The following is a 24,371-nucleotide window of genomic DNA, read 5'->3' as shown; positions in this document are numbered from 1 at the left end:
CGACGCGCGGACCTTTCCTATTTTGGACATGAATACGTCACCATCATGACTTCTGTTGCCCCTTCCAGCCATCAGGCTGCCCAGAAACAGCGCCAGCACGACAACAAGCTGACCAAACGCATCATGCGTGAGGCCGGCACCGCTATCGTCGACTACAACATGATAGAAGACGGCGACAAAGTGATGGTCTGCCTCTCAGGCGGCAAAGACTCGTACAGCATGCTGGATATCCTGCTGGCCCTGCAAAAACGCGCGCCCATTCATTTCGATATTATCGCGGTGAATCTGGACCAGAAGCAGCCCGGCTTTCCTGCACATGTCCTGCCCGACTATCTCACCGAACTGGGTGTACCGTTTCATATCGAAAATCAGGATACCTATTCGATTGTCAAACGCCTGATTCCGGAAGGCAAGACAACCTGTTCGCTGTGCTCCCGCCTGCGCCGCGGCATTCTGTATCGTGTCGCCGCCGAACTGGGCGCCACCAAGATTGCGCTAGGCCACCACCGCGATGATATTCTGGCAACCTTTTTCCTGAACCTGTTTTATGCGGCAAAACTCAAGTCCATGCCGCCGAAGCTGGTTTCCGATGACGGCCGGCATACCGTGATCCGTCCGCTGGCCTATATCGCGGAAAAGGACCTGATCGCCTACTCCGAACTCAAGCAGTTCCCCATCATTCCCTGTAATCTTTGTGGTTCCCAGGAAAACCTGAAACGCCAGGAAGTGGGTCGCATGATTGCCGCATGGGAAAAGGAAAGCCCCAAGAAAGTATGGAACACCTTCAAGGCTCTGTCGGCAATTACGCCATCGCACCTGATGGACCGCAATCTGTTTGACTTTGCCGGCCTGCGACCGACCGGTGTTGCCGACGAAAACGGCGACAAAGCCTTCGACGCCGACACCTTTGCCGATGCCGCCGACACAACCGTGGACACTGGCTTTGCGCAAGCGGATGACGATCATGACAATCGTCATCGCCAGCCATCCACCCACAGCGCCAACACACAGGCGGCAGGCAAGCTCACTTCCGGGAATCCAGCGCGCGCACGCACGATCCGCATTCAATCACTGTGAGGCATTCCATGTCAGACTCCACTTTGCTGCATGCACCGCTGGGAAAAGAAACCCAGTATCCCGAACACTATGATCCGTCGTTGCTGTTTCCCATTGCCCGTGATGCCGGGCGTGCGCACCTTAGCCTGCAGCCGCACCCGGCCTGGCACGGCGCCGATATCTGGAATGCCTACGAACTGTCCTGGCTGGATCCCAAAGGCAAACCGCAAGTGGCCCTCGCGCGTTTTTTCTTTCCTGCCAGCAGTACGCACATTATCGAATCCAAGTCGTTCAAGCTGTATCTGAACTCATTCAACCAGACCGCCATGCCCGACGGCGATGCCGTCCTTGCCCGCATGCAGCAGGATCTGAGCGCCGCCGCCGGCGCCCCGGTCGGCGTCACGCTGTTTACTCCGGCAGATTTTGCGATCCAGACACTGGGCGAGCTTGAAGGGACCCTGCTTGACACCCTGGACATCGACGTCTCGGCTTACATGCCTGACGCCGGATTGCTGCAGGCTGATGCCACGCAATCCAGACACGAGACGCTGCGCACGAATCTGCTCAAATCCAACTGTCCCGTCACCGGTCAGCCGGACTGGGGCAGTCTGCAAATCGAATATACCGGCGCTGCCATCGATCATGCCTCGCTCCTGAAGTATATTGTTTCCTATCGGGGACATAACGGGTTTCATGAACAATGCGCAGAGCAGATTTTTTGCGATATCATGCATACCTGCGCGCCAGAGGCCCTGACCGTCTATGCCCGCTATACTCGGCGTGGCGGCCTGGATATCAACCCCTGGCGCAGTACGCAGCCGGATTTCATCCCGGCTGATGCCCGCAATGCGCGTCAATAATCTCAGTTCTCACAAAAGCTGGTCGTACCCATGAAACAACCGCCCTATGTCAGTGTCGCCGCCGCGTTCAGCAAAGGACTCGCCACGCAAATGCGCCCTTCCATGCTGTTTGCTGTTGTATTGCCGTTTGTCATCGCCCTGATCACAGCTGTGATACTGCTGGTGTTCGCCTGGGGGCCCCTGGATAACTGGCTGGACAATACCGCCATGCACTGGGGCTGGTTCCAGTCAGTATCAACGCGACTGTCTGGCTGGGGATTTGTCACCATGAGCGACTGGCTCACCGGTGTGCTGACCTTTGTCGCCCTGCTCGCGGTCAGCGGCATCGCGGGACTGGCGGCCGCAGCCATTCTGGTCATGCCGTTGGCATTGAAAGTGATCGGCGATGGAAGCTACCCGGATGTCCAGAAAAAAGGCGAAAATGCCACGGTAACCAGCCTGGCCAATACGGTCAAGGTGAGTACGATTTTCGTGGTCGGCTGGCTAATTACATTGCCGCTCTGGCTGATTCCCTTTGCGGGGATCGCGCTATCGTTATTCTGGGGCGCGTATGCGTTCTCGCACATGACCCGGCTTGACGCCATTGTCGAACATGCGACCCTTGAAGAACGGGTCTATGTGCTCCGCCATTACAGTCGTGGTTTCTGGCTGATCGGGCTGATCTGCGCAGCCATTGCCCTGATCCCGTTTGCCGGCTTTGTCATGCCCGTATTTTCAATCCTGGTATGCACCCATTATGGATTGATGGCAGTCAAAGCGGTACGGGCGCAACAGCTCGTGGCGCCGGTAGAGAACAGCCCTGCGCAGGCAAAACGCCTGCCCTGACTGCGTCCGCATTCAGGATTAGAACGCGCCAGCCTGCTGCAGCACAGATTTGAGCTCGCCGCTTGCGTGCATTTCGCTCACGATATCCGAACCGCCAATGAACTCACCCTTAACATAAAGCTGAGGGATAGTAGGCCAGTTCGAAAACCGCTTGATGCCTTCACGCACTTCCTGGTCGTCCAGCACATTAATAGTAACCAGTTTTTTTACACCTGATTCACGCAGAATCTGGATGGTCTTGCCAGAGAAGCCGCATTGTGGAAACTGAGCCGTGCCCTTCATAAACAACACAACGGGGTGTTCTTTAACGGTCTCTCGGATAAAATTCTCTACTTCGCTCATTGTATTCACCTGTGTCAGCATTGAAAGAAACCAGTTCCATCATCTGGCCATCTCTCAAAAGAGTTTAACGCTAAATAGTAAAGCAACCACCGGAAATGCGCTCAATACCGGATAAATCATTGCGAGATTCAATATTTTTGAAGCCAACCTTGCCCAGCATATAGCGAACGTGCTCGGCCTGATCCCATCCGTGCTCAATCCACATCCAGCCTCCATTTGACAGGTAAGCCCGGGCGCCGGCGATAATGCGCCGGATGGCAGCAAACCCGTCGGAGTAATCAGTCAGCGCCATGGGCGGCTCAAAACGCAGATCACCCTGCTGCAAATGGGGATCATGACGCCGTATATAAGGCGGGTTGGACACGATCAGATCGAAAGCCTGTTGTGGAATACCATCAAACCAGTCGCTTTCCAGAAAACGCACGTGCGCGGTACGATGTTTTTCCGCATTGCGTCGCGCCAGCGCCAGGGCATCGGGGCTCTTATCTGTTGCCAGCACCAACGCGCCAGGGCAGAACCGAGCGATGGATACGGCAATGACGCCTGTTCCGGTGCCCAGGTCCAGCACATTGGCCCTGGGGTGTTCGCGCACATAATCGATCGCGGTTTCTACCAGCAGCTCCGTTTCCGGACGGGGAATGAGCGCCGCAGCAGACGTCTCAAATGTCAGGCCCATGAATTCGCGCTCGCCCATGATATAGGCCATGGGCTCTCCGCTTACGCGCCGTTCGATCAGGGCGCGAATCTGTACAACCTGCTCATTGCTCAAGGGATCACGGTCGTGTGCAATCATCCAGGAACGCGAGACGCCCAGCGTGCGACCAATCAGCATCCGGGTCTCAAGTGGCGGAAGGCCACTGGTTCGCGTCAAAGATTCAATCGTGATGGCCAGCGCCATTCCTGCTCCTTCTACTACTGCCGGTATCGCGCCGGCCGAATGATGTAATCGATATTCAATATTGCAAGATGCTTACAGAGAGTCGTCACCCAGGGCTGCCAGCAGCTCGGCCTGTCTTTCTGCAATGAGTGCACCCGTCAGCTCGTCCAGCGAGCCTTCCATGATTTGTGCCAGTTTATACAAAGTCAGGTTGATTCGGTGATCCGTGACCCGGCCCTGGGGATAATTGTAAGTGCGGATGCGCTCGGAACGGTCACCCGTTCCCACCAGGCTCTTGCGTTCAGCCGCTTCTTTCTGCTGCTGCTTCTGGCGTTCAATATCATTGATGCGGGCCGCCAGCACACTCATGGCACGCGCTTTGTTCTTGTGTTGTGAACGGTCGTCCTGACACTCGGCAACGATGCCGGTTGGAATATGCGTAATGCGCACAGCCGAATCGGTTTTATTGATATGCTGACCGCCCGCACCGCTGGCCCGGTACGTGTCGATGCGCAGATCGGCCGGGTTCAGCGCCACTTCCGATATTTCATCGGCCTCGGGCAAAACGGCGACCGTGCAGGCCGAGGTATGCACCCGGCCCTGCGATTCGGTTTCGGGCACCCGTTGCACACGATGCGCGCCGGACTCGTACTTCAGTCTTCCATACACCCCATCGCCATCGACCCGCGCAATAATCTCGCGATAACCGCCCATTTCCGATTCGTTCTCGGAAATCACTTCTACTTTCCAGCCTTTCTGCTCGGCATAGCGGCTGTACATGCGAAACAGGTCGCCGCTGAAAATAGCGCTTTCATCGCCGCCGGTACCGGCCCGCACTTCCAGAAAAACGCTGCGGCCATCGTCGGGATCCCGCGGCAGCAATTGCACCTGCAATTGCTCTTGCAGCTCTTCCAGGCGCGCTTTGGCCAGTTTCAGCTCTTCCTCGGCCATTTCGCGCAGTTCCGGATCCGAGGACATGTCCATCGCGGCCTGCAGATCGGCTTCGGTTGACTCGTAGCTGCGAAACAGCATTACCACCGGATCAATTTCCGCGCGCTCACGCGACAACTTGCGAAACCGGTCCATATCGTTGGCGGCATCGGGTTCGGCAAGCAGTGCGTCCACCTCAATCAGGCGATGCGAGATTTGCTCCAGACGGGAGCGCATTGATGATTTCATAACGAATATTGGAAGAAAACGGCGTGTTCAGGAAAAGGGCGACGCCAGCTTAGCGCCGCCGCCAATGATAGCGGGCCAGAGCACCGCTAATGGCTGGAATCCTGATACGGAAAGAGACGAGGCAGCATATCCATGAGCGCAGCACGATCGTCGCCCTGGCTACGGTTGAGCGCGACCATAGGGGCATGCAGATACTTCTGGGTAAGACTGCGGGCAAACTGTTCAAGAACCTGGTCGGCGTTTTCACCCTTGGCCAGCAGGCGGCGAGCCCGGTCCAATTCGGCCTGCACGATGGCATCGGCGCCCTGGTTCAGGTTGCGAATAACCGGCACCACCGCGCGCGAGTCCATCCAATGCATGAAATTCTGGACACGGCTGTCGATAATGGCCTCTGCCTGAACCACAGCAGCCTGGCGCGAATCACTAGCCAGTTGCACATAACGGCCCAGATCATCGACCGAGTACAGATAGACGTCATCCAGCTGCGACACTTCGGGCTCGATATCGCGCGGCACGGCCAGATCGATCATGACCATGGGCATATGGCGACGCGCCTTGGAAGCTTTTTGCACCAGCCCAAGACCCAATATGGGCAGGGAACTGGCCGTACAGGACACCACTATGTCAAATTCAGCCAAACGCTCGGGCAGGTCTGCCAGTTTCATGGTTTTGCCATCAAACTGCGAAGCAAGCGTTTCAGCACGCTCGCGCGTGCGGTTGGCCACGACCATACAGGAGGGCTTTTGCGCAGCAAAATGGGTAGAGCACAGCTCAATCATCTCACCGGCACCAATAAATAACACCCTGGTTTTGGACAGATCACCAAACACCCGCTGGGCCAGCCGAACCGAGGCCGCAGCCATGGACACAGACTGCGCACCGATAGCCGTTTGCGTGCGAACTTCCTTGGCCACCGAAAAGGTTTTCTGAAACAGCTGATGCAGCAAGGTGCCCAGGGACCCGGCGTCGCTGGCCGCGCGTACGGCGGTTTTCATTTGGCCCAGAATCTGCGGCTCACCCAGCACCATGGAATCGAGCCCGCTGGCAACACGAAAGGCGTGGCGTACGGCCAGATCCTTGTTGTACTGATACAGGTGCGGACGCAGCTCGTTGGCTTCAAGCGAATTGAACTCGGCCAACCATGAGGGGATGTGCTCAGCCACTTCAGGCTGGGCTGCACAGTAGATCTCGGTGCGATTACAGGTAGACAGAATCGTGGCTTCCTGCACCCTGGCGCCAAACGCCGAGCGCAAGCCGTCAAGCGCCGGGCGCAGCAGCTGTTCGGGCATGGAAACCCGTTCGCGCACTGACACCGGCGCCGAATGATGATTCAAACCGAAGGTAAGAACGTCAAGTGACATGGCCGTAATATCTTGAATTTTCTTTTATGATCTGGTATTAGGTTGATTATAGACCTTCCGGCGGCTCTTTTTAAATATTTATGCCACGCAGGCTGCAAAATATATACACAAGCCAAAAACTAGTGTATTATTTCGTTCTTTGTTGGCCAGGTAGCTCAGTCGGTAGAGCAGAGGATTGAAAATCCTTGTGTCGGCAGTTCGATTCTGCCCCAGGCCACCATCAAGATCAAGCACTTACGCCAGCCGTTATCGGTTGGCGTTTTTGTTTTTGGCTGGCGCTTTTGGTTCGCAATTTCGTTTTTAGTTCGCGACTCCGTGTCTGATTCGCGTTTTTGGCAACAAAGCCGCAGCCGAATCTGTTGGCGCACCCCCTGCTTGGTGCTTGCCTCCCGGAATAAAAAAACCATTACATTTGAGGTAAAAGTTCCAGGATCGTGATCTAATAACTTAACCACAAACAACGCAAAAAACGATCGAATATAAATTAAGCGTTCGCCCTATTCCATTATTAGTTGGGCGCATATTGACACTGTCACGTCACTTTTTGAAAGCGACACAAACCTCAACGTTACCCCAATTGAGTGCATCGGTGCGAAAAACGCTCCGTGATCTGAAGTCCGGTATGCGCGGCGGACAATCGGCGATCCAGGCTTGCATTTAAATCGCCGATCTGCCACATAAGATTATGATTCTGAGCAAATAGATATTCATTTACGATTTTCTGCCTGCAAGCTGCGACCAAAATTCGCGCCTGTGCCGAAAATATGGGAAGATAGGTCGTTACCTGTTGCGTCAATTAAAAATTAAATTAACTCTGCCGGCCCTCTCATGAACTCATCATCACAACAAGCCTTTATAAAAAAGGCGGCCACGCTGATCAGTGAAGCCGACGGGCTGCTTGTGACTGCCGGTGCCGGTATGGGTGTGGATTCCGGGCTGCCCGATTTTCGCGGCGCTGAAGGCTTCTGGCAACATTATCCGGCACTGCGCGCCTCGGGTATTTGTTTCGAGGATATCGCCTCTCCCGTTTATTTTCCCGAGCACCCCGAGCTTGCCTGGGGGTTTTATGGACATCGCCTGGCCCTATATCGGGAGACAACCCCTCACGCGGGATTTCAGATCCTGCGGCAAATAGCATCACAAATGCCAAATAATGCATTTGTGTTTACCAGCAATGTCGACGGCCAGTTCCAGAAAGCAGGCTTTGCACCAGAGCAGATCGTTGAATGCCACGGCTCAATTCACTATTTGCAATGCATAGACGTTTGCGAACAGGACATCTGGCCAGCTGACGGCTTTGAGCCGCAAGTAGATACCCAACGGTGCCAGTTGCTGAATCTGCCCCCGCGCTGCCCGCACTGTGGCTCACTTGCCCGACCCAACATCATGATGTTCAACGACTGGCATTGGGTGGACACCCGTAGCCGCCAGCAGCACCAGTATCTGCAGGCCTGGCTGAAAAAGACCCGGCGCCCCGTTATTGTCGAACTGGGTGCGGGCACCGCCATTGCCACCGTACGCTACTTTGGCGAGCGCCAGAAGGCACCGATTGTTCGCATCAATATGCACGAAGCAGATATAAAAAGAACAACAAAGAGTGTTTCACTGGCCATGGGCGCGCAGCAGGCCTTATCCCAAATCCAAAGCACTTTAGACCAAATGGGTTATTTCGGCAAACCACAGCACTGATTTGTCTTGAGCCCATAGCCAGGCTGGCATTGCACCTATCTGCACGCGCCGCACCCCTGCTGGTTTGCGCGCGTGACTTGCCGCTCAACCTGCGTTACATTCATGGTTGAAATGCCTTTAAACGACCCGCCCTGCGTCCGTCTTCCCCCATCACAGGAGGCCGCCATGCCATTTGCTTACCAGCCGTTATATCGCTTTACTTGCAGACAGCGCCCATTGTCGCTGCTGCTTACCGGTTTGGCTGCTGCCACGTTCAATGTGACCGCCCAAGCCAAACCGCCGCTAACACTGGCCGCTGCGAACTTCGCCTTTAAAGATACCTCCGGCGAAGTCAAAGACCAGACAGCCGACCATGCCCGGCGTTTACAGGCACTGAGCAAGGCAATTGGCCATGGCCTGGCGCAAAACACAAAGATAAAAACAGTGCCGCTAGCCTGTCAAAATGACACATGTAATGCCGCGGAACCGGGACTTGAAGCATTGGCAGCCGACGCGAAAAAGGCCGGGGCAAGTCACCTGCTTTTTGGCGAAGTGCACAAGATGAGTACGCTGGTGGGCTGGATCAAATATGCCATGGTAGATCTGAACCAAAACGCCTCTGTATGCGAGCGCACGCTATCTTATCGCGGCGATAATGATCAGGCCTGGCAGCGTGCAGCAAAGTTTGCAGTGCGTGATATTGAGAGCAACTGTATTGACTCGCAATAAGTAGGCGTGCCAGTGAGCACGCCACGCATCTGAACTACTTGATTGATCGCTGAAAATCCTTGACCTGGATATTATTGTCCAGCGAGGCGTCCACCGCGATATCAAAGACGACACGGTCGGCCCGATGCCAGGCAGTGAACCACTCCAGCGGCAATCCATGCTGATCGTAATAACACGCCTGCAATTGCAGCAGCGCATCGCTTTTTTTCACTTTAAGATAGTTGGCCAGCATCTTGTCGCTGGGAACCGTCTGAATCTGATTGCGCCCCTGCTGCGGCTCACGATTAAAGCGCTCCAGCAACTGACGGTGTAGCGATTTATCGATCAGATCCTCGCTATTCAGGGAGGCAAATTCCTTGGGCAGCCAGGTCTTCACATACGAAATAGGCTCATCGTCAATATACCGCACGCGTTCCAGCAGCAGACCATCGACGTCGCCATAGAACGCCGCAACCTCTGCGGGAAAGGCGGCCTCTTCCAGTCGGATCACCGACGTCTGCAGGTGCGTTCCCTCGCGTTCGAGCTGCGCATGCAAGCTGAGCGAGTTTTGCAGATTGCGCCGGTGTTTCATGCGGGGAGCAACCACGGAAGAGCGGCCAGCCTGTTTCAGAATATATCCATCGTCAACCAGCAGCGCCAGGGCCTGGCGCACGACGCTGCGTGCCACATTGAAGTGTCCGCACAGCGCGTTCTCGCTTGGAATCGGACTGCCCGGAGGCAGCCGATTTTCAGAGATGGCGGTTTTCAGGCTGTCGGCAACCTGCCTGTACAACGCCTCTTTACCTTTGTTTTTTACGTCGATTTTTTTCAGATAAAGCACGATATCCCCGCCAAAATAAAACTATACCCCTTCCGATTTTGAAGCTGCTTCCCATACTGAAGACCAGCCAAGGGAGAGGCTGGCTGCACGCTCGGCAGCCAGAATCAGGCTTTCTTCACGTGCGATGTTCTGACCAGCAATATCAAACGCGGTGCCATGATCCACAGAGACGCGCACAACCGGCAAGCCAACTGTGATATTTACACCATCATCGCCGTATACTGCCTTAAATGGCGCATGTCCCTGATCGTGATAGCACGCAACCAGAAATTTCCATTTGCCTCGCACAGCCTGCGGCCAGAGGGCATCTGCCGGAATGGGTCCCACAGCATTGATACCCGCCGCTTTGGCCCGTTCGATGGCAGGCGTTAATATAGCACTGTCTTCCGTACCGAAGATATTGTTCTCGCCAGCGTGCGGATTCAGGCCAGAAACGGCAATCGGCTCGTCCTGGCGATTAAGGGCTTTGGAAAAAGCATGAACCAGCTGCAAAATATCGTCCATGCGCTTGGGGTTCACATCGTCGATGGCCTGGCGCAACGACACATGCGTGGTCGCGTGAAATACATACAGATCACCGGCCGAGAGCACCAGAGAATAATTTTTGACACCGAATTCATGGGCCAGCAGTTCGGTATGACCGGGCCACTTATGCCCACCCAGATGCATGGCTGCTTTGTTCAACGGCGCGGTGACGATGCCGTCAACCTCACCCTTGCGGGCCAGATCACAGGCTTTCATGACAAACAGCGCAGAGCCGGCGCCGGCACGTGCGTCCAGCTTGCCCAGCTCGACGTCCTCAAGAGACGGTCCCACCTGGATGATCTCGATGGTGCCCGCTTCGTTGGTCGCTTGCCCCGGTGCCGAAATTTCCCGCACCTTGCTCACGTCTCCGTTCAGGTTCAACACCGCCTTGCGCAGTGCAGCCACATCACCGATGACGACAAATTTGGCAATATCGCGCAGGCCAGGATGGTTCAACAGCATTTTGGCTGTAATTTCAGGACCAATGCCGGCGACGTCGCCAACGGTTACCGCCAATACGGGCAATTTTTTCGTGCTCATTTGAATTTCCTTTCCGTCAGGGTTTCTGCAGCCTGAATCAAAACATTTTCCGAACCAAAGCCACCTGCCTTGGTCACAATCGGCATACCGGCATATTCGCCGCCAATCAGCGTGCCCAAAGGAACCCCTCCGGACACTTCATCTATCAGGCGGATACCGGTCGCCTGCAAAGCCGACATCACCTGCTCGGCACCGTCGCCGCCGGTAGCGATCAGGCCGCGGACCTTGCCGGCACGCACAATCGCCAGCGCCAGTTGGCCAAGACGACGGGCAACCAGAGCCGAGGTCAGCCCGGGCACCTGGCGGGCAGGCGCCAGCAGCACCAGAATCCGGCTGGCATCGTCGCCGCCGGCGACACGTGCAAGCATCTGCTGCTGCCATGACTGCCACAGGGCATCATCACCCAGCACTTGCGGCTCGGCAGTCAATATCGTCGCACCGTGCTCTTGCAGCGCAGTCACCTGCGCACGCGTGGCACTGTGCTGCGAGGTCACCACGGCCAAAACGATGTCACCTGAATCAGGGTCACTGGCCCACGCGGCAGCCATCGCCATTGCCAGTCCGCCAGCGCCCACCGGCAACGCACGCTCGCCAAGCATCACAATGGCCTGTGCCAGCCGTTTCAGATCGGCGTCTGTACGGGCATCCACCACCACGATCGGTCCGCCACTGCCGATTTTCTGCGCAAGCGTGGCTGGCGTATCCTCTAGCGTCGGGCTGACCAGATTGCAGTCGAGCATTACCGGCACGGAACTTTCCGTGACGGGAGTGACCGGATCGGTCCCCGCCGAGGTTTCTGTCACCGGAATGCCATTGACCAACAACACGCCATTTTCCAATGTTCTGCCGGTGGCGGGATAGGCCGGGCATACCACGGCGATCGCATTCTCATGCCATTGCTGGCGGGCCGCTTCAATCTCCGCTGCGAATGCCCCACGCAAGGTGGAATCTACCTTCTTGAATACATGGCGCACGTCATGCTGGCGAAAAGTCTGCATTTCGCGGGCAACCGCCTGGGCTGCCGCCTGCGGTGCCATGGCCCGGCTGTTGCTGTTGACCGAAACCACTTGCGCCTGCATATCGCCCAACGCAAAAGCCTCTTCGGAACCACCCACATACAACTGTGTTTCCCAGCCACAGCGAACGAACTGCACGGCCGAATCTCCGGCGCCAGTCAGATCATCCGCAATGATTGCTATCTGCGGCTTCATAACTTCGCCGGTTCCCCGGCAGTCGCAGCAACGCCCGAGATACCGTCATCTACCGGTTTTAATTCACCAGATTTTTTCAGGAAATAAGAAGCCAGCAGCGGCGCCATGATTGAACTGATCAGCACGCATGCCGCGACCTGCGCGGTCGCAGTTTCAACATAGACCTGAAAGCGTGGATCGGCAGCAGCCACAATGGCCGGTGTCGCAATGGCATTGCCTGCGGTCGTACCAGCGGCAAAGCCGATGCCGCTTTTACCGCCGCGCCGCAGGATGATTTTGTACCCCATATAAACCAGGAAACCGGTAATGGGGCTAATCAGAAAGCCCAGGATGATGCCGGTCGTGCCACCACTGACGATCGCCGACAGATTGATGCCGGTACCCAGCGCAAATGCAAAAAATGGAATCACGATATTGGGCACGGGATCGAGCACCTTGCGCCATTGCAGGTCCAGATTACCAACCAGGACGCCCAGCAGGAAAGGCACCAATGCCGCGACAAGCGCGATTAACGGAATATCACCCAGGCCCGAAGCGCCCAGAAACAGCAGACTGAAAAATGGTCCGTCATTCACGGCGCTGGCCACATAAGCGCCCCGGTCCCGGGCGTCGCCATACTGGCCGGTAAAAGCGAGCCACAGACCGCCGTTACTGTTGTCGAATGCAGCCAGCAGCGCCAGGATAGAGACACCCCATACGCCGTCAATACCAACAAAGCTGCCCAGCAGCACAATCAGGCTGGCCGGAATAATCGTTTTACAGAGAAGAATGGTGCCTGCCGTTGCCAGGATCGGGCCGCCGGTGCGCATATTGACCTGCGTACCGGTAGCGAAAATCAGCAATGCAATTAGCGGCATGGCACTGTTTTGAAACAGCGCTGTAGTAAAGCTGCCAATTCCAAGGGCTTCGGGGGCGAATGTCCCCAGTATCGAGCCCAGAATCAGGGGAATAAGCATCAATCCACCAGGGATTTTCTGCATGGTTTGGAACATGGGAAATATTGAACGCTCTTGTGTCATCATCCGACCCAGCCTTTTGTCAAAGGGGAAGTATTAAAGAAAATGAATAGTCTGGTGCATGGCTGTGGATCGTGCTTCTTATCTTTGCCATGACTCTGTACGTACAACCTGTACGTACAGGTGCGATTATTGTCTTTTCAAATCTTCTTGTCAATCCAATGCGTATCTCTGGGGTAATTTTTTTCGTACGCAGATCGCCGTTTTTTGTGCTTAATGCAAGTGAAATAGTTTGCAAGGTGCGGACCGCGGTCGTGACCCCGACCGTGGCCGGCTCGATCACCGTTTGCCGGAAGATGGCCACAGAACTGAACTTGGAATCGGTTCATGGCTTGACCCGGGTTGGGCCGGGCGCGAGCACTCGCTCAGGCGTCAATATCGAGCAAGCGCAGCTTCTGGGACAGGACTTTACACGCATCCATGAGCGGTTCAATATATGTTTTGCGACGATCGGCAGCAATGCGAAACAGAGGGATACTGATGCTGATACATGCTACCGGACGGGCATGCTGATCTACAATGGCGCAGCCATAACAAAAAATATCGAGCTCGTTCTCTTCACGATCTTCTGAATACCCCTGTTGTTCGATATCGCGAATTTCCTGATACAGCGCATCGGGGCCAGACAATGTATTGTCTGTGAATTTTTCAAATGTGATCGCGCCGACAAGCCTGCGCCGGTGCGCATCATCCTTGAGCGCAGCAAGATACGCCTTGCCGACTGAACTTGAATAGAAGGTGACCTGGCTGCCCAGCCGCGAGTTCATGCGCACCGCCTGCGGGCTTTCCAGTTTATCGATGTAGGTCATCGCGCCATTGACCGGTACGGCCAGATGAACGGTCTCACTGGTCAGATCGCGCAGCGCCATCAACTGCTCCCGGCACACCTTGCGAAGATCGGAGGTCTCCAGCGCCTGGCTGGCCAGACTGATCAGGCGCGGTCCCAGACCAAACAACTGTCCGCCTTTATTGATGATCAGGCCTTCGGCCAGCAAGGCATCCACGATCCGGTATAGCGTCGGTTTGGGATAGCCCACCGACACGCTCAGATCCTGGATCGTGACGCCCGGCCCTGCGTTGCCAGCGATCGCATCCAGTACGCGCATGAATTTGGAGAAGGAAGCGGTGCCGGCCACCGGCTGACCAGTCTTGTCCTGCGGGAAAGTCGATATTGTCATGATGAAAATTCAAGTTACCATATAGCCACCATCAACCGGCATGATAACACCCGTCATGAATGAAGACGCATCCGAACACAGAAAGATGACTGCACGCGCCACGTCTTCGGGGGTTCCCCAGCGCTTGAGGGGCGTGCGGTCCAGAATGGGCCGGGCCCGGCTCTCATCCTTCTGCAGCGCTTCAGTCAGGGGTGTGGCGATCCAGCCCGGAGCGACTGCATTGACGCGAATGCCGTCTGCCGCGTAAGCAATGGCCAGCGATTTGGTCAGTTGCGCAATGCCTCCCTTGCTGGCGCTGTAACCAGGCACCAGTCCGCCCCCAAAAAAGCTGAGCATGGAGGCCATGTTCACAATACAACCGGTAGATGCAGCAAGCAAGGGACGCAAGGCCTCGCACAAACGCATGGTACCCACCAGATTGACATCAATCACCCGCTCGAACACGGGTAGTTTGAACTCCTCGACTCGGGCGATGATGCCCGCGCAATTGATCAACACATCCACTTTGTCCAGGGACGCTGCGAACGCCGCCACGTCCTTGTCACTGGTCACGTCAACGATGACCTCTGTCACTGTCGCGTGGCGGTACGATTCCTGGCTGGCAGATGGCAGGCCGGCGGCATAAACCCGCGCGCCCAACGCGGCCAGTTCCTCTGTGATGGCGCGTCCTATACCCTGGGTGCCGCCGGTAACCACCGCGGTTTTTCCTTCAAGCAAATCTTGTCTGAAACTCATGAGTTTTCCAATATGATCAATAGGTGGCGCGACCGCCGGAAAGGTCAAACACCGCGCCCGTGCTGAACGAGCATGAGGCGGACAGCAGCCATAGAGTTAGTTCGGACACTTCTTCACATTCGCCCAGCCGCTTCATCGGGCTTTTGTCTATCATCGTCTGCACATGTGCCGGCGACATCTGCTGCAACAGCGTCGTGTTAATCGCGGCAGGCGCAATGGCATTCACACGGACCTGGGTTTGCGCCAGTTCCTTGCCCAGTGATTTGGTCAGCGCCAGCACCGCCGCTTTGGCCGCGCTATAGGCCGAGGCGTTTGGCGTGCCTTCCTTGCCTGCCAGCGAAGCGATATTGACGATACGCGCTGCCTGTGCCTGCTTCATCACAGGAACAGCCGCCCGACAGGTGTTGTATACCCCCAGCAGATTGACGGCAATCACTCGCTGCCATTCCTGCGGATCGCTCTCTTCCAGCGGCAATGTAGAACCGGCGAAGCCAGCACAATTGACCAGCATATCGATCTGCCCGCAATTGGCTACGACGGCATTGCAAGCGGCTTGTACAGAGCGGTCATCACAAACGTCAACCGGATCAAACCGCACACCCTGCTGCTGCAACGCCTGCGGCGGCGCCTTCAAGTCCCAGACTGTCACATTGGCCCCGGCAGCCAGCAGGCGCTGCGCAATATCCAGGCCGATCCCGCTACTGGCACCGGTCACCACGGCAGTGCGGTGCGAAAAATCATAATTGGCTTTGCTGCTCATGATCAGCGTACGAACTGGTCAACATAGTCGACGCCCAGGCCGACGCTTTCATAATGCTTGCGACACATGTCCAGCTTGGTGAAGACATCCTCGTAGCCGGTGTGATTGCCTTCGCTGTCCACGTAGTACATAATGCCATTGACCTGGAACATGGTAATCATCTCTTCCACGTCTTCGGGCACATACAGCGTATGGGTTTCACCGGGCGGTTCAAAAACATAACTGCCTTCGGTAGCCACCCAGTCATGCTCCAGATAACGCCAGGTGCCTTTGATCACATAACCGTGTACTGGCTGGGGATGCCGATGACAGCTGAGTACGCCGGATTTTCTAACACGCAAAAGGTTCATCCAGTATCCCTGCGAGACGTTCAGGCAGAGTGGACGAAACCATACATTGGGCGCCTGCGGGACCCAGATGCGTTCGTCTTCGGGCACGGCGTTGGGCACGACAATGTCTTTCAACGCTTCTTTCGGATTGGGGTAACGATAGGGGGTGGGTTCGGTCATAACAATTCCTTGGCCCCGTCCATATGGGGCAATATGTCAAATGTGAGTTCTGAAAACGGGCTTGATTACTTGATATCCAGTTCTTTGAGAACCTTGCTGTATCCTTCTGTTTCCAGAGCCATCTTCTGTGCAAATGCCTCACCATCAGCATACACATAGCCCAGGTTCTGCTGTTTGATCGATTTGATCAATTCAGGATCCTGCGCCACTTTCTCAAATGCCGCCTTGAGCACCCTGACCGCTTCGGCCGGCATATTTTTTGGGCCGGCAACCCCGCGCCAGGTGCCATAAGAGACATCAATACCCTTTTCTTTTGCTGTCGGTACGTCCTTGAACTCTGGCACGCGCTCCTCATTCATGACGACCAGCAGGCGCATTTTGCCGCTGCGCACATATTCAGCCGCCTCGGCGGGACTGGTGGCCACCGCGTCTACCTGTTTACCCAGCAAAGCCAGCAGAGACGGCCCCGATCCGGGATAGGGAACATGCGTCACCTTGGTGCCTGACTTGACCTCGAACGCACTGAGCGCGACATCGTAAACGGCACCCGTGCCCGGCGTACCCACATTCATGCCATCAGGATTTTTTTTGGCGGCAGCCAGAAAATCCTCTACAGATTTATAGGGCGAATCATTGTGCACCACCAGTGTTGTCGGATCGGCATTCAACTGAACCAGCGGCGTGAAATCCTTGTAAGAACGGTCAAACAGATTGAGCAGGGGCAATGTCACAAACTCACCGGTCACCACGGCCAGGGTATAGCCATCCGGCTTCTGATTGAGCACATACTTCCACCCCACCGCACCGCCCGCGCCAGACTTGTTAAGTACGATCATGCCTTTGGGAAAGTGCTTTTCCGCGGCCTTGGCAAAACTGCGGGCAACGGCATCGGTGCCGCCGCCAGGCTGAAACGGAACCACAAGTGTAATGGGCTGGGCAGGATAGGCATCTGCCGCAAGGGCCAGGGCAGGAACGGTGGCCAGGCCGGCACAGGCAATCAGTGAGGCCAGCAAGGCACGACGATGGTAGATCATGACAGATTTGTCTCCGAAGATATTCAATAAGGGAAATTGGCTTGGCGCGCTCGGCCACGAAACCGGCCAGAGCGCTTTGTTGTACCCATAAATCCATAATATGGATTTATTTCTATATTATGGATACAGTGTATAGAACTTGTGTTCACCAGCCATCTGGGGAAAACCCTTAATCACGGGTGAAATGATCACAAATGAGTTACGACTGCCTCCCGGCCCGCCTGGCCAGACATTGTGGAAAGACATAAAAAATCCGGCTGCAGGTTTCCTTGGTGGAAACTTACAGCCGGAGCTTATGTCTTTATCCGATGCCGCTACCGCTGAACGCTTATGCAGTAGTCTAGGCAGACTCGTGCAACTTCCAGTACAGGAAATTATGCTGCGGGCTGAACACACGCCGATAGACCAGCAAAATAGCCAGCACGCATGCAATAGCCGAAGAAGCGGTCAGCAGGAACATCAGCAGAATCTGATAACGGATGGCCTGCTCGGGGTCCTGGCCCGCCAGGATCTGACCGGTCATCATGCCCGGCAGGCTGACCAGACCGATAACCATCATGCTGTTGATGGTCGGCATCATCCCGGCCCGCACTGCCGTCTGCGCCGCTTCGCGATAGGCTTCCCAGCCGCTGGCGCCGAGCGAGAGCATCATCTCGACGTGATCACGCCGCTGGGTCAGTTCGCTGGTAATGCGATCGAGCCCCAGTGACACGCCGGTCAGGGTATTGCCCATGATCATACCCAGCACCGGAATCACATATTGAGGGGAATACCAAGGCTGTATACGCATGATCAATACCAGACCAATAGCCATGGTCAACCACGATGGTATCCAGATCGAAAACAGTGCATCGAACTGCATGCCCCGGTAACGAATGCGGCTGCGGTTTCTGGCGGCAAGCCCGGCAATGATAGTCATGATAGTCATGATCGCCAGCACGATATACCATTTATCAGCAGCAAATACCCATTTGAGAATCAGGCCGATGGCAAACAACTGCACCACCATCCTCACAGAGGCAATCAGCAATTGTCTTTCCAGCTTTAGCCGCAGCAGCACTGAAATCAGCCCATTGGCCAGGATCAGCAACGCAGCCAGGCCGATTTCCCCAATCGATATTTCCATATATTCAAGGTTCATGCTTGCCTTCCCGCTATTTCATCGGTCGTGAGGCGACCACTTTTCATTTGCCATAAACGATTGCCCACACGGGCCTTTTGCTGTTCATCGTGGCTGATCCATAGCGTGGCCGTCTGCTGTTTGTTCACGTGCATCCAGTGCTCAATCAGCTTTTCAACCAGTTGCGCCGTAGACTCATCCAGCGCCGAGGTAGGCTCGTCCAGCAGCAAAAGACAGGGATCCAGCTGCAATACGCGCAACAGGCAGACCAATTGTTTCTCGCCGCCGGACAGCGTGCCCGAATCCTTGTCCAGAAAAGCGCTGGGGCGGTCAATGGCTTGCAAAAACCGTTCAATTTTTTGCCTGTCGTACTTTTTATCCCGGTTCACGGCAAGTCCGAAAGGAAAGGTCAGATTGCCTTGGACGCTGGTATGCAATAACACCGGGCTTTGCCGGATATAGGCGACCTGGGCCCGGTAGCGACAAGCGTCGCCCGGTTGCACCGGCTTGCCGTGCAGGAACAGTTGGCCGGCATCGGGCTTGTCCAGCAGGGCCAGGGTTCGTACGAATACACTTTTGCCAGACCCCGAAGCGCCGGACAGCACGATGCGGTCACCACGCTTAACGGTGCAGTCTGCCGGATGCAGCAATATATGACCATTTAAAGGGTCTTTGCGACTGAGATTTCTTGCCTGCAGCAGCGCGGGCGTTTCTACTTCTGAATTATCGGTTACCACAACTTATGCTTACCATCGTTGACGACGGCGTCGCAGGACAACCGTCAAAAGGCTGCTGACCACGCAGCGGCACGGTCGGGCCACAGTAGGGCAGGCACTGCGCCCCTCACTGGGAACTCGCACAATATACACCGAAAGCGCGGCCCGGGCGCGCCAAAAACACGCTCAGACAGACGGTTTGTTGCCATTGCGTCGCGCAAGATGGGGAATGCGCAATACAACGTCTCGATCCTTTTGTTTTTCGGCCTCGGGAAGCATCACCCAGTCCACCAGCGAAGGATGCAAACGCCGCTGGTCATCACGCTGGGCACCGTAGCGCCAGCCCGCAAGGTAGCGTTGGGCCATCCAGCGCGTATGCTCCACCTGCGCCAGCATCTCTACCTCCTCGGCAGTAAATGACAGCGCCTCCTGCACGCCGGCATCCTGCTCCTGTGTCTCCACCAGTTTCCCGCACATAGCCAGTTTGTAGGCAATATGATCCGCCTGCGCACGGTTCGCGTCCTTGGCCTGTTCATTCAACCGATCCCATGATTGCTTGTAGGCGTCACTCTCGCTGACCGAACCTTGCTGCGGCGCAAGTTGCTGCAGATAGTCTTCGTGAATGCTGCGCGCCGTCATATCCAGGCGCTCCTGAGTAATCAGTTCCACCTGACACACCGACTCCAGACTGCCAAAAAAGGTCAGGCGGTTCAATCGACGCTGCCGGGACTTGAGCAGCGCATTCAGACCATCATTGTGATAGTTCAAGGCGTACACGCGAAACGCGGCGGCGGGTGTCGCATGCAATATTTCAAGCGACAGTTTCAAATTGGCCGAATCGTCATCAAATGCAACAATCACCACAGGAACAAGATGGGCCGGTGGATCAATAACAAACTCATTCAAAATATGATCATAGGCGCCATCGAATGTCATATATTTGATGGACGCCACCATTGCGGCCCCAGGATACTCGGCAGCCAGTTGCCTGCCAGCCAGCTCAGCATCGGCGCCACACACGATTATGTCGGGCGAGGCTGGGTTGATTGTATGCATCACCTGCAGCGCCTGCACCAGCAAGGCTTTGGCGGTTTCTCCCGAGCCAAAGACAACCAGCCGGAACGCTGCATCGGGATCGCGCATCTGCTGTGCATAATCATAAGGGATCCGTGCAAAGAACTGCCTTGCAATCATCTGATGGTGATTGAAAAAGCGCAGGTCAATGCCGTTTTTCTTTTCATCTTCGAAATAGTCCGATTGCTGCAGCATGGCGCTTACCTTTGCGTTGCCTATATGCAGAAAACAGCGTACCTGGTATTTCTCCGGATGCTTTTGCGTGATCTGGTGCAGCGCCCGCACCACATTGATGGTGGTCTGCTCTTTATCCAGAAAACAAATCATGAATCGCGCACTGCGAATACCTGCATCCTGAAGCACCGCGCTTTGCGTACCATCACCAAAATAAACCAGATGACCTTCACGCCGCAACGCCCCTGCATTACTGTGATCAGCGTCCAGCTCGATGGCCACCCCCGTTGTATCGTGAGTGCGCTTCAGATCGCCCAGCAATGCCTGACCCTTTTGATTAATGCCAATGACCAGTATCTGGTTGCGCCTGAACAGCAGTCGAAATTGGGTGTAGTACTCAACAAAGAGCTTCTGGGCGATCCGATACATCCCGGCCAGCAGCGCCAGCGTCACCACAATTTTGACCAATGTCAGTTGCCATGGCAGATTTTCCGGCGGCAATGACGACGACACCGGGTCCGACCCCATCAACGTTCGCAAGGTACGATACAGCCTTTCGGGCAGATAGAGCCACTCATTGATCTGTGGGTAATGCTGCCCCAGGCCGTTCCAGGTCAGCACGATGACAGCGAGCCCACCCAGTATGACCAGAATGCTTTTTGTACGGCGCGATAGTTTCATTTATGGATGCTCCTGCACATTTTCCTGCGCCTGTCCAAGTAGCGCCATGGTTTTCTGCCTGACACTTTCATCCTTTACCCTGAACAGTTGTAATTTGGTCATGCGTATCAGGCTATTGGCTACAAATGCGGTGTCCTTATTCTGACTGAAATACACGGCAAGCGCAGCCCGCGCCAGCGGATGAAAGCGCCAATAGTTGTAGATCAGGCGCAACTGGTCCGCATTGCGTATGGGAAGTTGTTTTTCGATATAAGCCGTCAACGGCACCGTGGAATCGGGCACTAAAGGACGAATGTACGGGTCCTGAAAGAACCATGATTCAGGGCGCTGCGCCACCCTGGGCGCATCGACCACCGCCGCTGCGTCGTTGTCATACTTCTTGCCAAAGTAGATTTCACTTTGATCGGCCAGCTCCTGAACCGGGCCAAGCAACGCATCGGGCACCGCCCACACATTCAGTATTGACTGTCTGCTGCGCGTATCCAGCGTGAGGATGTCCTTGCCGTTTGGCAACAACACCACGTCGTCTATTCGACTGATCGCAAATGGCATCACAACCGGCATCCCGGATTTGGTGTCATACATGGCAATGCCTTTGACATTGCGCAGGTCAAGCGGATCGGACGCGAAAAGCACCTGGCCGTCCCTGGAAAATTTCAAATAGCCGCCCGCTGCATCATTTCTGATTTTCTGCCCGACAGCCTGTTTGCGCTCCAGGTTCCACAAGCGGATATATTTATTGTCTTCGGCCATGGCAAGCATATTTCCGTCCGGACTCAATTCCGCCTTCGGCGTATCGCCTGCAGTAGGCAGCGTGAGCCGGCTGACAAAATCTTTCATATCATACAGCTGGGCTTTGCTGTTGAAAAAAGCCAGCAGGTATTTATTGTCTGGCGTGAAATAGGCACCCTTGAGTTCGGTCTGTTCCTGGTGCAGCACCTGGCCGGTGGCAACATGCTGCACCCGCCACTTGTTTGGCGATTCAAGAACCAGGATGGTCGACAAGTCGGCCGACAGTTTATATTTCTCGTTTTTACGCAATCCAAAAGTCTGCGAACGTTTACCCGTCTCTATTTCCCAGATCGCCATCTTATTGTCATCGATTCTGGAGGATACCGTGCGGCCATCATGGCTGAACGATATTACACCTCTGACTGATAAAGGCTTTCCCAGCGGTTTACCTGTTGTGGCACGATAAAATCGCAATGTACTCATATCCTGCTTGGGAACAGAAATGGTGTAGATATAGTCCTGTTCGTTGGCAACGCCAAAGCGGTCCATTTGCTCCGGGGTGCGTATAAAGTCGGTGAGTTTGCCGTTGCCAGCCAGCGCTGCGTACTGCAGGCTATGGCTATTTTTTTTCAAAAGCGCAACACCTTTACCATCTGGCATGGCGCGAAACGACACCAGATCCGGCCCCAGATTCAATTGCGAGCGCAATAATGGCGGTGCCAGATCAGTGACCAGAAAAAACATCCCTTCCTGGTTCTCCACTCGTTGTGTGAGATCGGGAGACACATTGGCCACGTCATCACGCAGCATGGCTGAAATACTGACTTCGGCGTTACCAGAGGAAACCGGCGTATTGCTGTCCATATCGTATACAGCATAATTACTTTGCCAGACCAGGACAAAAGTCTTGCCATCATCGTTAAAGTAAATTTCTTCGGCACTCAGTTGGCCAGCAACTTTGGCAATCTGACTATCGTTGCGCCGCAAGTCAATGTGATACAAACCGTTGTTCGCACGAACAAACAAATGGCGTGCATCAGGACTGAACCTTGCCCAGATAATCCCGCCCGGCACCACATAATCCCTTGCCTGCTGCAGTTTTCCGTCAGCATCCATGGGATATACGCGCACACGGTTGTCATTGTCCTCGGTCTCGTGAAATGCAATGGCGTTGCCCTGCGCTGCGAACAGGTAGCGTTGGGTATTACCGCCTTCGCGTTGTCGCACCGGTACCTGGTCAATCACCGTCTGCCCGTCGTGCATATTGAACAGCAGTGATTTGATGTACTGCATCTTGCCGTCGGCGACATGCCAGCCCTGTATAACTAGCCATCTGCCATCTGCACCCGGCGCAAAAGAGACGATACGCAAATCGTCGGGCGCCTCATAAACCGTCTCTTGCGGCTTGCCGTCCTGCCACTTTTCTATCGTGTTGTCGGCCGTCATAAAATACAGCGCGTTCTGACCATCAAAAGCCAGCTTCGAAAAAGTGTTGGCCTTGGCATCGGTCAATAGGGTATGCACCTTCTGCGTGTATGCATCCCATATTTGCAGGCCCCGCTGCTCGTTAGATGTCGCATTGAGCGCGGCAATCCAATGCCCGTCGGGGCTGAACTCGGGTGTTGAATCCAGCCTGGGCATCGGCGTCATCCCGTTCTGGCGCATCAGCATCGATTGCAGGTATAACGCAGTCCGTTCGTTGCCGTAGCGGGCAGCAGCTGCCATATAGGCCGCGCCTTCTCCCTCTTCACGCTGATCAATCTTATTGAGCCCAGACAGAAACAATGAACGTGACAGCATGGTTTGCGCAGTATTGCGCTCTGTCCAGGCATATACACCCAGCGCCATCGCCATCACAGCCAGTACCCCGATCACAACCGCAATCCGCTTGACGATCTTCGTGCGCTGCCTGGCCTTGGCCAGTTGATAGGCCTGATCACGCTGCGTCAGGTCACCCAGCGGCACATCAAGCACACCTGCAATAATCTTGAGTTTGGCCAGATCAAGCCGATCTTTGTAGGACTGAACGCGCCGCTCCACCTCCTTTCGGGAAAGTGTGCGATCGCCCTGTAAAGATTGTCGGTACGCCTCTGGTGTCGTAAAGCCCTGTTCTTGCGTGCCGGGCAGACGGACGTCTGCAGCAATGGGCTCCTGGCTCACGCTGTGATCGATATTGCCCGACTCGTCCACACGAAAACGCAGCACCTCGGGAAAACACTGCTGCGCGGACGACTCGGCACCGTATTCCGGTTCGCCGGCTAGAATCAACGCGATAATCCGATCACCCTTGCCGGTCTGCTTAAAGCGGCGCAATTCTTCGCTTACATAGACAGATCGGGCCGATTGCGGCGAGCTCAGGTAGACAAGGTAAGCAGAAGCGTCAAGTGCTGCGGTCAGAGCAGAAGTCAAGCTGGCGCTGGCCGATAGCTCCTTTTCATCCTGAAAAACAGGGTAGATTTGTGCCGCAATTGGCTTGCCGGCACGATTGGGTCTGCCCACCAGATCGGCAGGCACCTCGTAGGTTTCCAGTTCGTGATGCAGCCAGTCTGCCCATTTGCGCCCCTCCTGTCGGTTATCAGCGTGGCTGTAACTGATAAACGCCGCATAGGTCAGCCGGTTGTCTGCCGTTTCTTCGGTCATATTATCTTT

At 55.3% G+C, this 24,371-nt stretch carries 22 protein-coding genes and 1 tRNA gene; 6 read left to right on the top strand and 17 right to left on the bottom strand.

Annotated elements, in window-relative coordinates; all coding sequences use genetic code 11:
- Nucleotides 1-45: 45 nt before the first annotated feature.
- Genes ttcA through EV681_RS13450 form a run of 3 tightly spaced genes read left to right on the top strand, consistent with a single transcriptional unit; the run spans nucleotide 46 to nucleotide 2,741 of the window.
- On the top strand, nucleotides 46-1,077 hold the full coding sequence (gene ttcA / locus EV681_RS13460) for a tRNA 2-thiocytidine(32) synthetase TtcA (RefSeq protein WP_130304281.1): 1,032 nt from the start codon (nucleotides 46-48) through the stop codon (nucleotides 1,075-1,077).
- A gap of 8 nt (nucleotides 1,078-1,085) precedes the next feature.
- A complete protein-coding gene (gene queF, locus EV681_RS13455; protein WP_130304280.1) occupies nucleotides 1,086-1,916 on the top strand; it encodes an NADPH-dependent 7-cyano-7-deazaguanine reductase QueF in 831 nt (276 codons plus the stop codon).
- Between the two features lie 30 nt (nucleotides 1,917-1,946).
- Entirely contained in the window at nucleotides 1,947-2,741 is a 795-nt protein-coding gene (locus EV681_RS13450; RefSeq protein WP_130304279.1) for an EI24 domain-containing protein, read from the top strand.
- 18 nt (nucleotides 2,742-2,759) lie between these two features.
- On the opposite strand, the gene grxD is transcribed toward EV681_RS13450, so the two are convergent.
- The 4 genes from grxD to hemA form a co-directional block, all read right to left on the bottom strand.
- Nucleotides 2,760-3,083 (bottom strand): Grx4 family monothiol glutaredoxin, encoded by a 324-nt coding sequence (gene grxD, locus EV681_RS13445; protein WP_128392995.1) that lies wholly within the window; start codon nucleotides 3,081-3,083, stop codon nucleotides 2,760-2,762.
- Nucleotides 3,084-3,153: 70 nt separating this feature from the next.
- Nucleotides 3,154-3,981 carry a peptide chain release factor N(5)-glutamine methyltransferase gene (gene prmC, locus EV681_RS13440; protein ID WP_128392996.1) on the bottom strand — a complete coding sequence of 276 codons (828 nt, stop codon included), beginning with the start codon at nucleotides 3,979-3,981 and terminating at the stop codon, nucleotides 3,154-3,156.
- Nucleotides 3,982-4,053: 72 nt separating this feature from the next.
- Nucleotides 4,054-5,139, bottom strand: coding sequence for a peptide chain release factor 1 (prfA, locus tag EV681_RS13435; RefSeq protein WP_130304278.1), 1,086 nt, complete (start codon nucleotides 5,137-5,139; stop codon nucleotides 4,054-4,056).
- A gap of 86 nt (nucleotides 5,140-5,225) precedes the next feature.
- Nucleotides 5,226-6,500 carry a glutamyl-tRNA reductase gene (gene hemA, locus EV681_RS13430; RefSeq protein WP_128392998.1) on the bottom strand — a complete coding sequence of 425 codons (1,275 nt, stop codon included), beginning with the start codon at nucleotides 6,498-6,500 and terminating at the stop codon, nucleotides 5,226-5,228.
- A 144-nt stretch (nucleotides 6,501-6,644) separates the two neighbouring features.
- Here hemA and EV681_RS13425 point away from each other — a divergent pair.
- The 3 genes from EV681_RS13425 to EV681_RS13415 all read left to right on the top strand — a co-directional run bounded on the left by EV681_RS13425 (nucleotide 6,645) and on the right by EV681_RS13415 (nucleotide 8,897).
- Nucleotides 6,645-6,720: transfer RNA gene (locus EV681_RS13425), tRNA-Phe, on the top strand.
- Between the two features lie 608 nt (nucleotides 6,721-7,328).
- Nucleotides 7,329-8,189: an SIR2 family NAD-dependent protein deacylase gene (locus EV681_RS13420; protein WP_130304277.1), complete on the top strand. Its 861-nt coding sequence runs from the start codon at nucleotides 7,329-7,331 to the stop codon at nucleotides 8,187-8,189.
- Between the two features lie 165 nt (nucleotides 8,190-8,354).
- Nucleotides 8,355-8,897 (top strand): DUF2380 domain-containing protein, encoded by a 543-nt coding sequence (locus tag EV681_RS13415; protein ID WP_165393046.1) that lies wholly within the window; start codon nucleotides 8,355-8,357, stop codon nucleotides 8,895-8,897.
- Between the two features lie 34 nt (nucleotides 8,898-8,931).
- On the opposite strand, the gene EV681_RS13410 is transcribed toward EV681_RS13415, so the two are convergent.
- From EV681_RS13410 to EV681_RS13350, 13 genes are all read right to left on the bottom strand, one after another.
- On the bottom strand, nucleotides 8,932-9,717 hold the full coding sequence (locus EV681_RS13410) for a GntR family transcriptional regulator (protein ID WP_128393001.1): 786 nt from the start codon (nucleotides 9,715-9,717) through the stop codon (nucleotides 8,932-8,934).
- A 21-nt stretch (nucleotides 9,718-9,738) separates the two neighbouring features.
- Nucleotides 9,739-10,782 (bottom strand): 4-hydroxythreonine-4-phosphate dehydrogenase PdxA, encoded by a 1,044-nt coding sequence (gene pdxA / locus EV681_RS13405; RefSeq protein WP_128393002.1) that lies wholly within the window; start codon nucleotides 10,780-10,782, stop codon nucleotides 9,739-9,741.
- Nucleotides 10,779-11,993 (bottom strand): four-carbon acid sugar kinase family protein, encoded by a 1,215-nt coding sequence (locus EV681_RS13400; protein WP_130304275.1) that lies wholly within the window; start codon nucleotides 11,991-11,993, stop codon nucleotides 10,779-10,781. The genes pdxA and EV681_RS13400 overlap by 4 nt, the downstream gene beginning before the upstream one ends.
- Nucleotides 11,990-13,012 (bottom strand): 2-keto-3-deoxygluconate permease, encoded by a 1,023-nt coding sequence (locus tag EV681_RS13395; RefSeq protein ID WP_128393926.1) that lies wholly within the window; start codon nucleotides 13,010-13,012, stop codon nucleotides 11,990-11,992. The genes EV681_RS13400 and EV681_RS13395 overlap by 4 nt, the downstream gene beginning before the upstream one ends.
- A 362-nt stretch (nucleotides 13,013-13,374) precedes the next feature.
- Nucleotides 13,375-14,187: an IclR family transcriptional regulator gene (locus EV681_RS13390; RefSeq protein WP_130304274.1), complete on the bottom strand. Its 813-nt coding sequence runs from the start codon at nucleotides 14,185-14,187 to the stop codon at nucleotides 13,375-13,377.
- A 9-nt stretch (nucleotides 14,188-14,196) separates the two neighbouring features.
- Entirely contained in the window at nucleotides 14,197-14,922 is a 726-nt protein-coding gene (locus tag EV681_RS13385) for an SDR family NAD(P)-dependent oxidoreductase (protein ID WP_130304273.1), read from the bottom strand.
- A 16-nt stretch (nucleotides 14,923-14,938) separates the two neighbouring features.
- Nucleotides 14,939-15,682, bottom strand: a complete 744-nt coding sequence (locus EV681_RS13380) for an SDR family NAD(P)-dependent oxidoreductase (protein WP_130304272.1) — start codon at nucleotides 15,680-15,682, stop codon at nucleotides 14,939-14,941.
- 2 nt (nucleotides 15,683-15,684) lie between these two features.
- A complete protein-coding gene (locus EV681_RS13375) occupies nucleotides 15,685-16,191 on the bottom strand; it encodes a 2,4'-dihydroxyacetophenone dioxygenase family protein (protein ID WP_128393007.1) in 507 nt (168 codons plus the stop codon).
- Between the two features lie 65 nt (nucleotides 16,192-16,256).
- Nucleotides 16,257-17,225, bottom strand: coding sequence for a Bug family tripartite tricarboxylate transporter substrate binding protein (locus EV681_RS13370; RefSeq protein WP_242612252.1), 969 nt, complete (start codon nucleotides 17,223-17,225; stop codon nucleotides 16,257-16,259).
- A gap of 340 nt (nucleotides 17,226-17,565) precedes the next feature.
- Entirely contained in the window at nucleotides 17,566-18,366 is an 801-nt protein-coding gene (locus tag EV681_RS13365) for an ABC transporter permease (RefSeq protein WP_128393011.1), read from the bottom strand.
- Entirely contained in the window at nucleotides 18,363-19,082 is a 720-nt protein-coding gene (locus EV681_RS13360) for an ABC transporter ATP-binding protein (protein WP_130304271.1), read from the bottom strand. The genes EV681_RS13365 and EV681_RS13360 overlap by 4 nt, the downstream gene beginning before the upstream one ends.
- Nucleotides 19,083-19,247: 165 nt before the next feature.
- The gene (locus tag EV681_RS13355; RefSeq protein ID WP_130304270.1) at nucleotides 19,248-20,990 is read right to left on the bottom strand and encodes an NAD-binding protein; all 1,743 of its coding nucleotides are present in this window, start codon (nucleotides 20,988-20,990) and stop codon (nucleotides 19,248-19,250) included.
- Nucleotides 20,991-24,362 (bottom strand): toll/interleukin-1 receptor domain-containing protein, encoded by a 3,372-nt coding sequence (locus tag EV681_RS13350; protein ID WP_130304269.1) that lies wholly within the window; start codon nucleotides 24,360-24,362, stop codon nucleotides 20,991-20,993. It lies immediately after the preceding gene.
- Nucleotides 24,363-24,371: the final 9 nt, after the last annotated feature.

It is taken from the genome of Advenella incenata (assembly GCF_004217095.1).
GTDB lineage: Bacteria > Pseudomonadota > Gammaproteobacteria > Burkholderiales > Burkholderiaceae_B > Advenella > Advenella incenata.
Note: the sequence above shows the minus strand (reverse complement) of the source record. Positions and strands in the feature narration are given on the sequence as shown.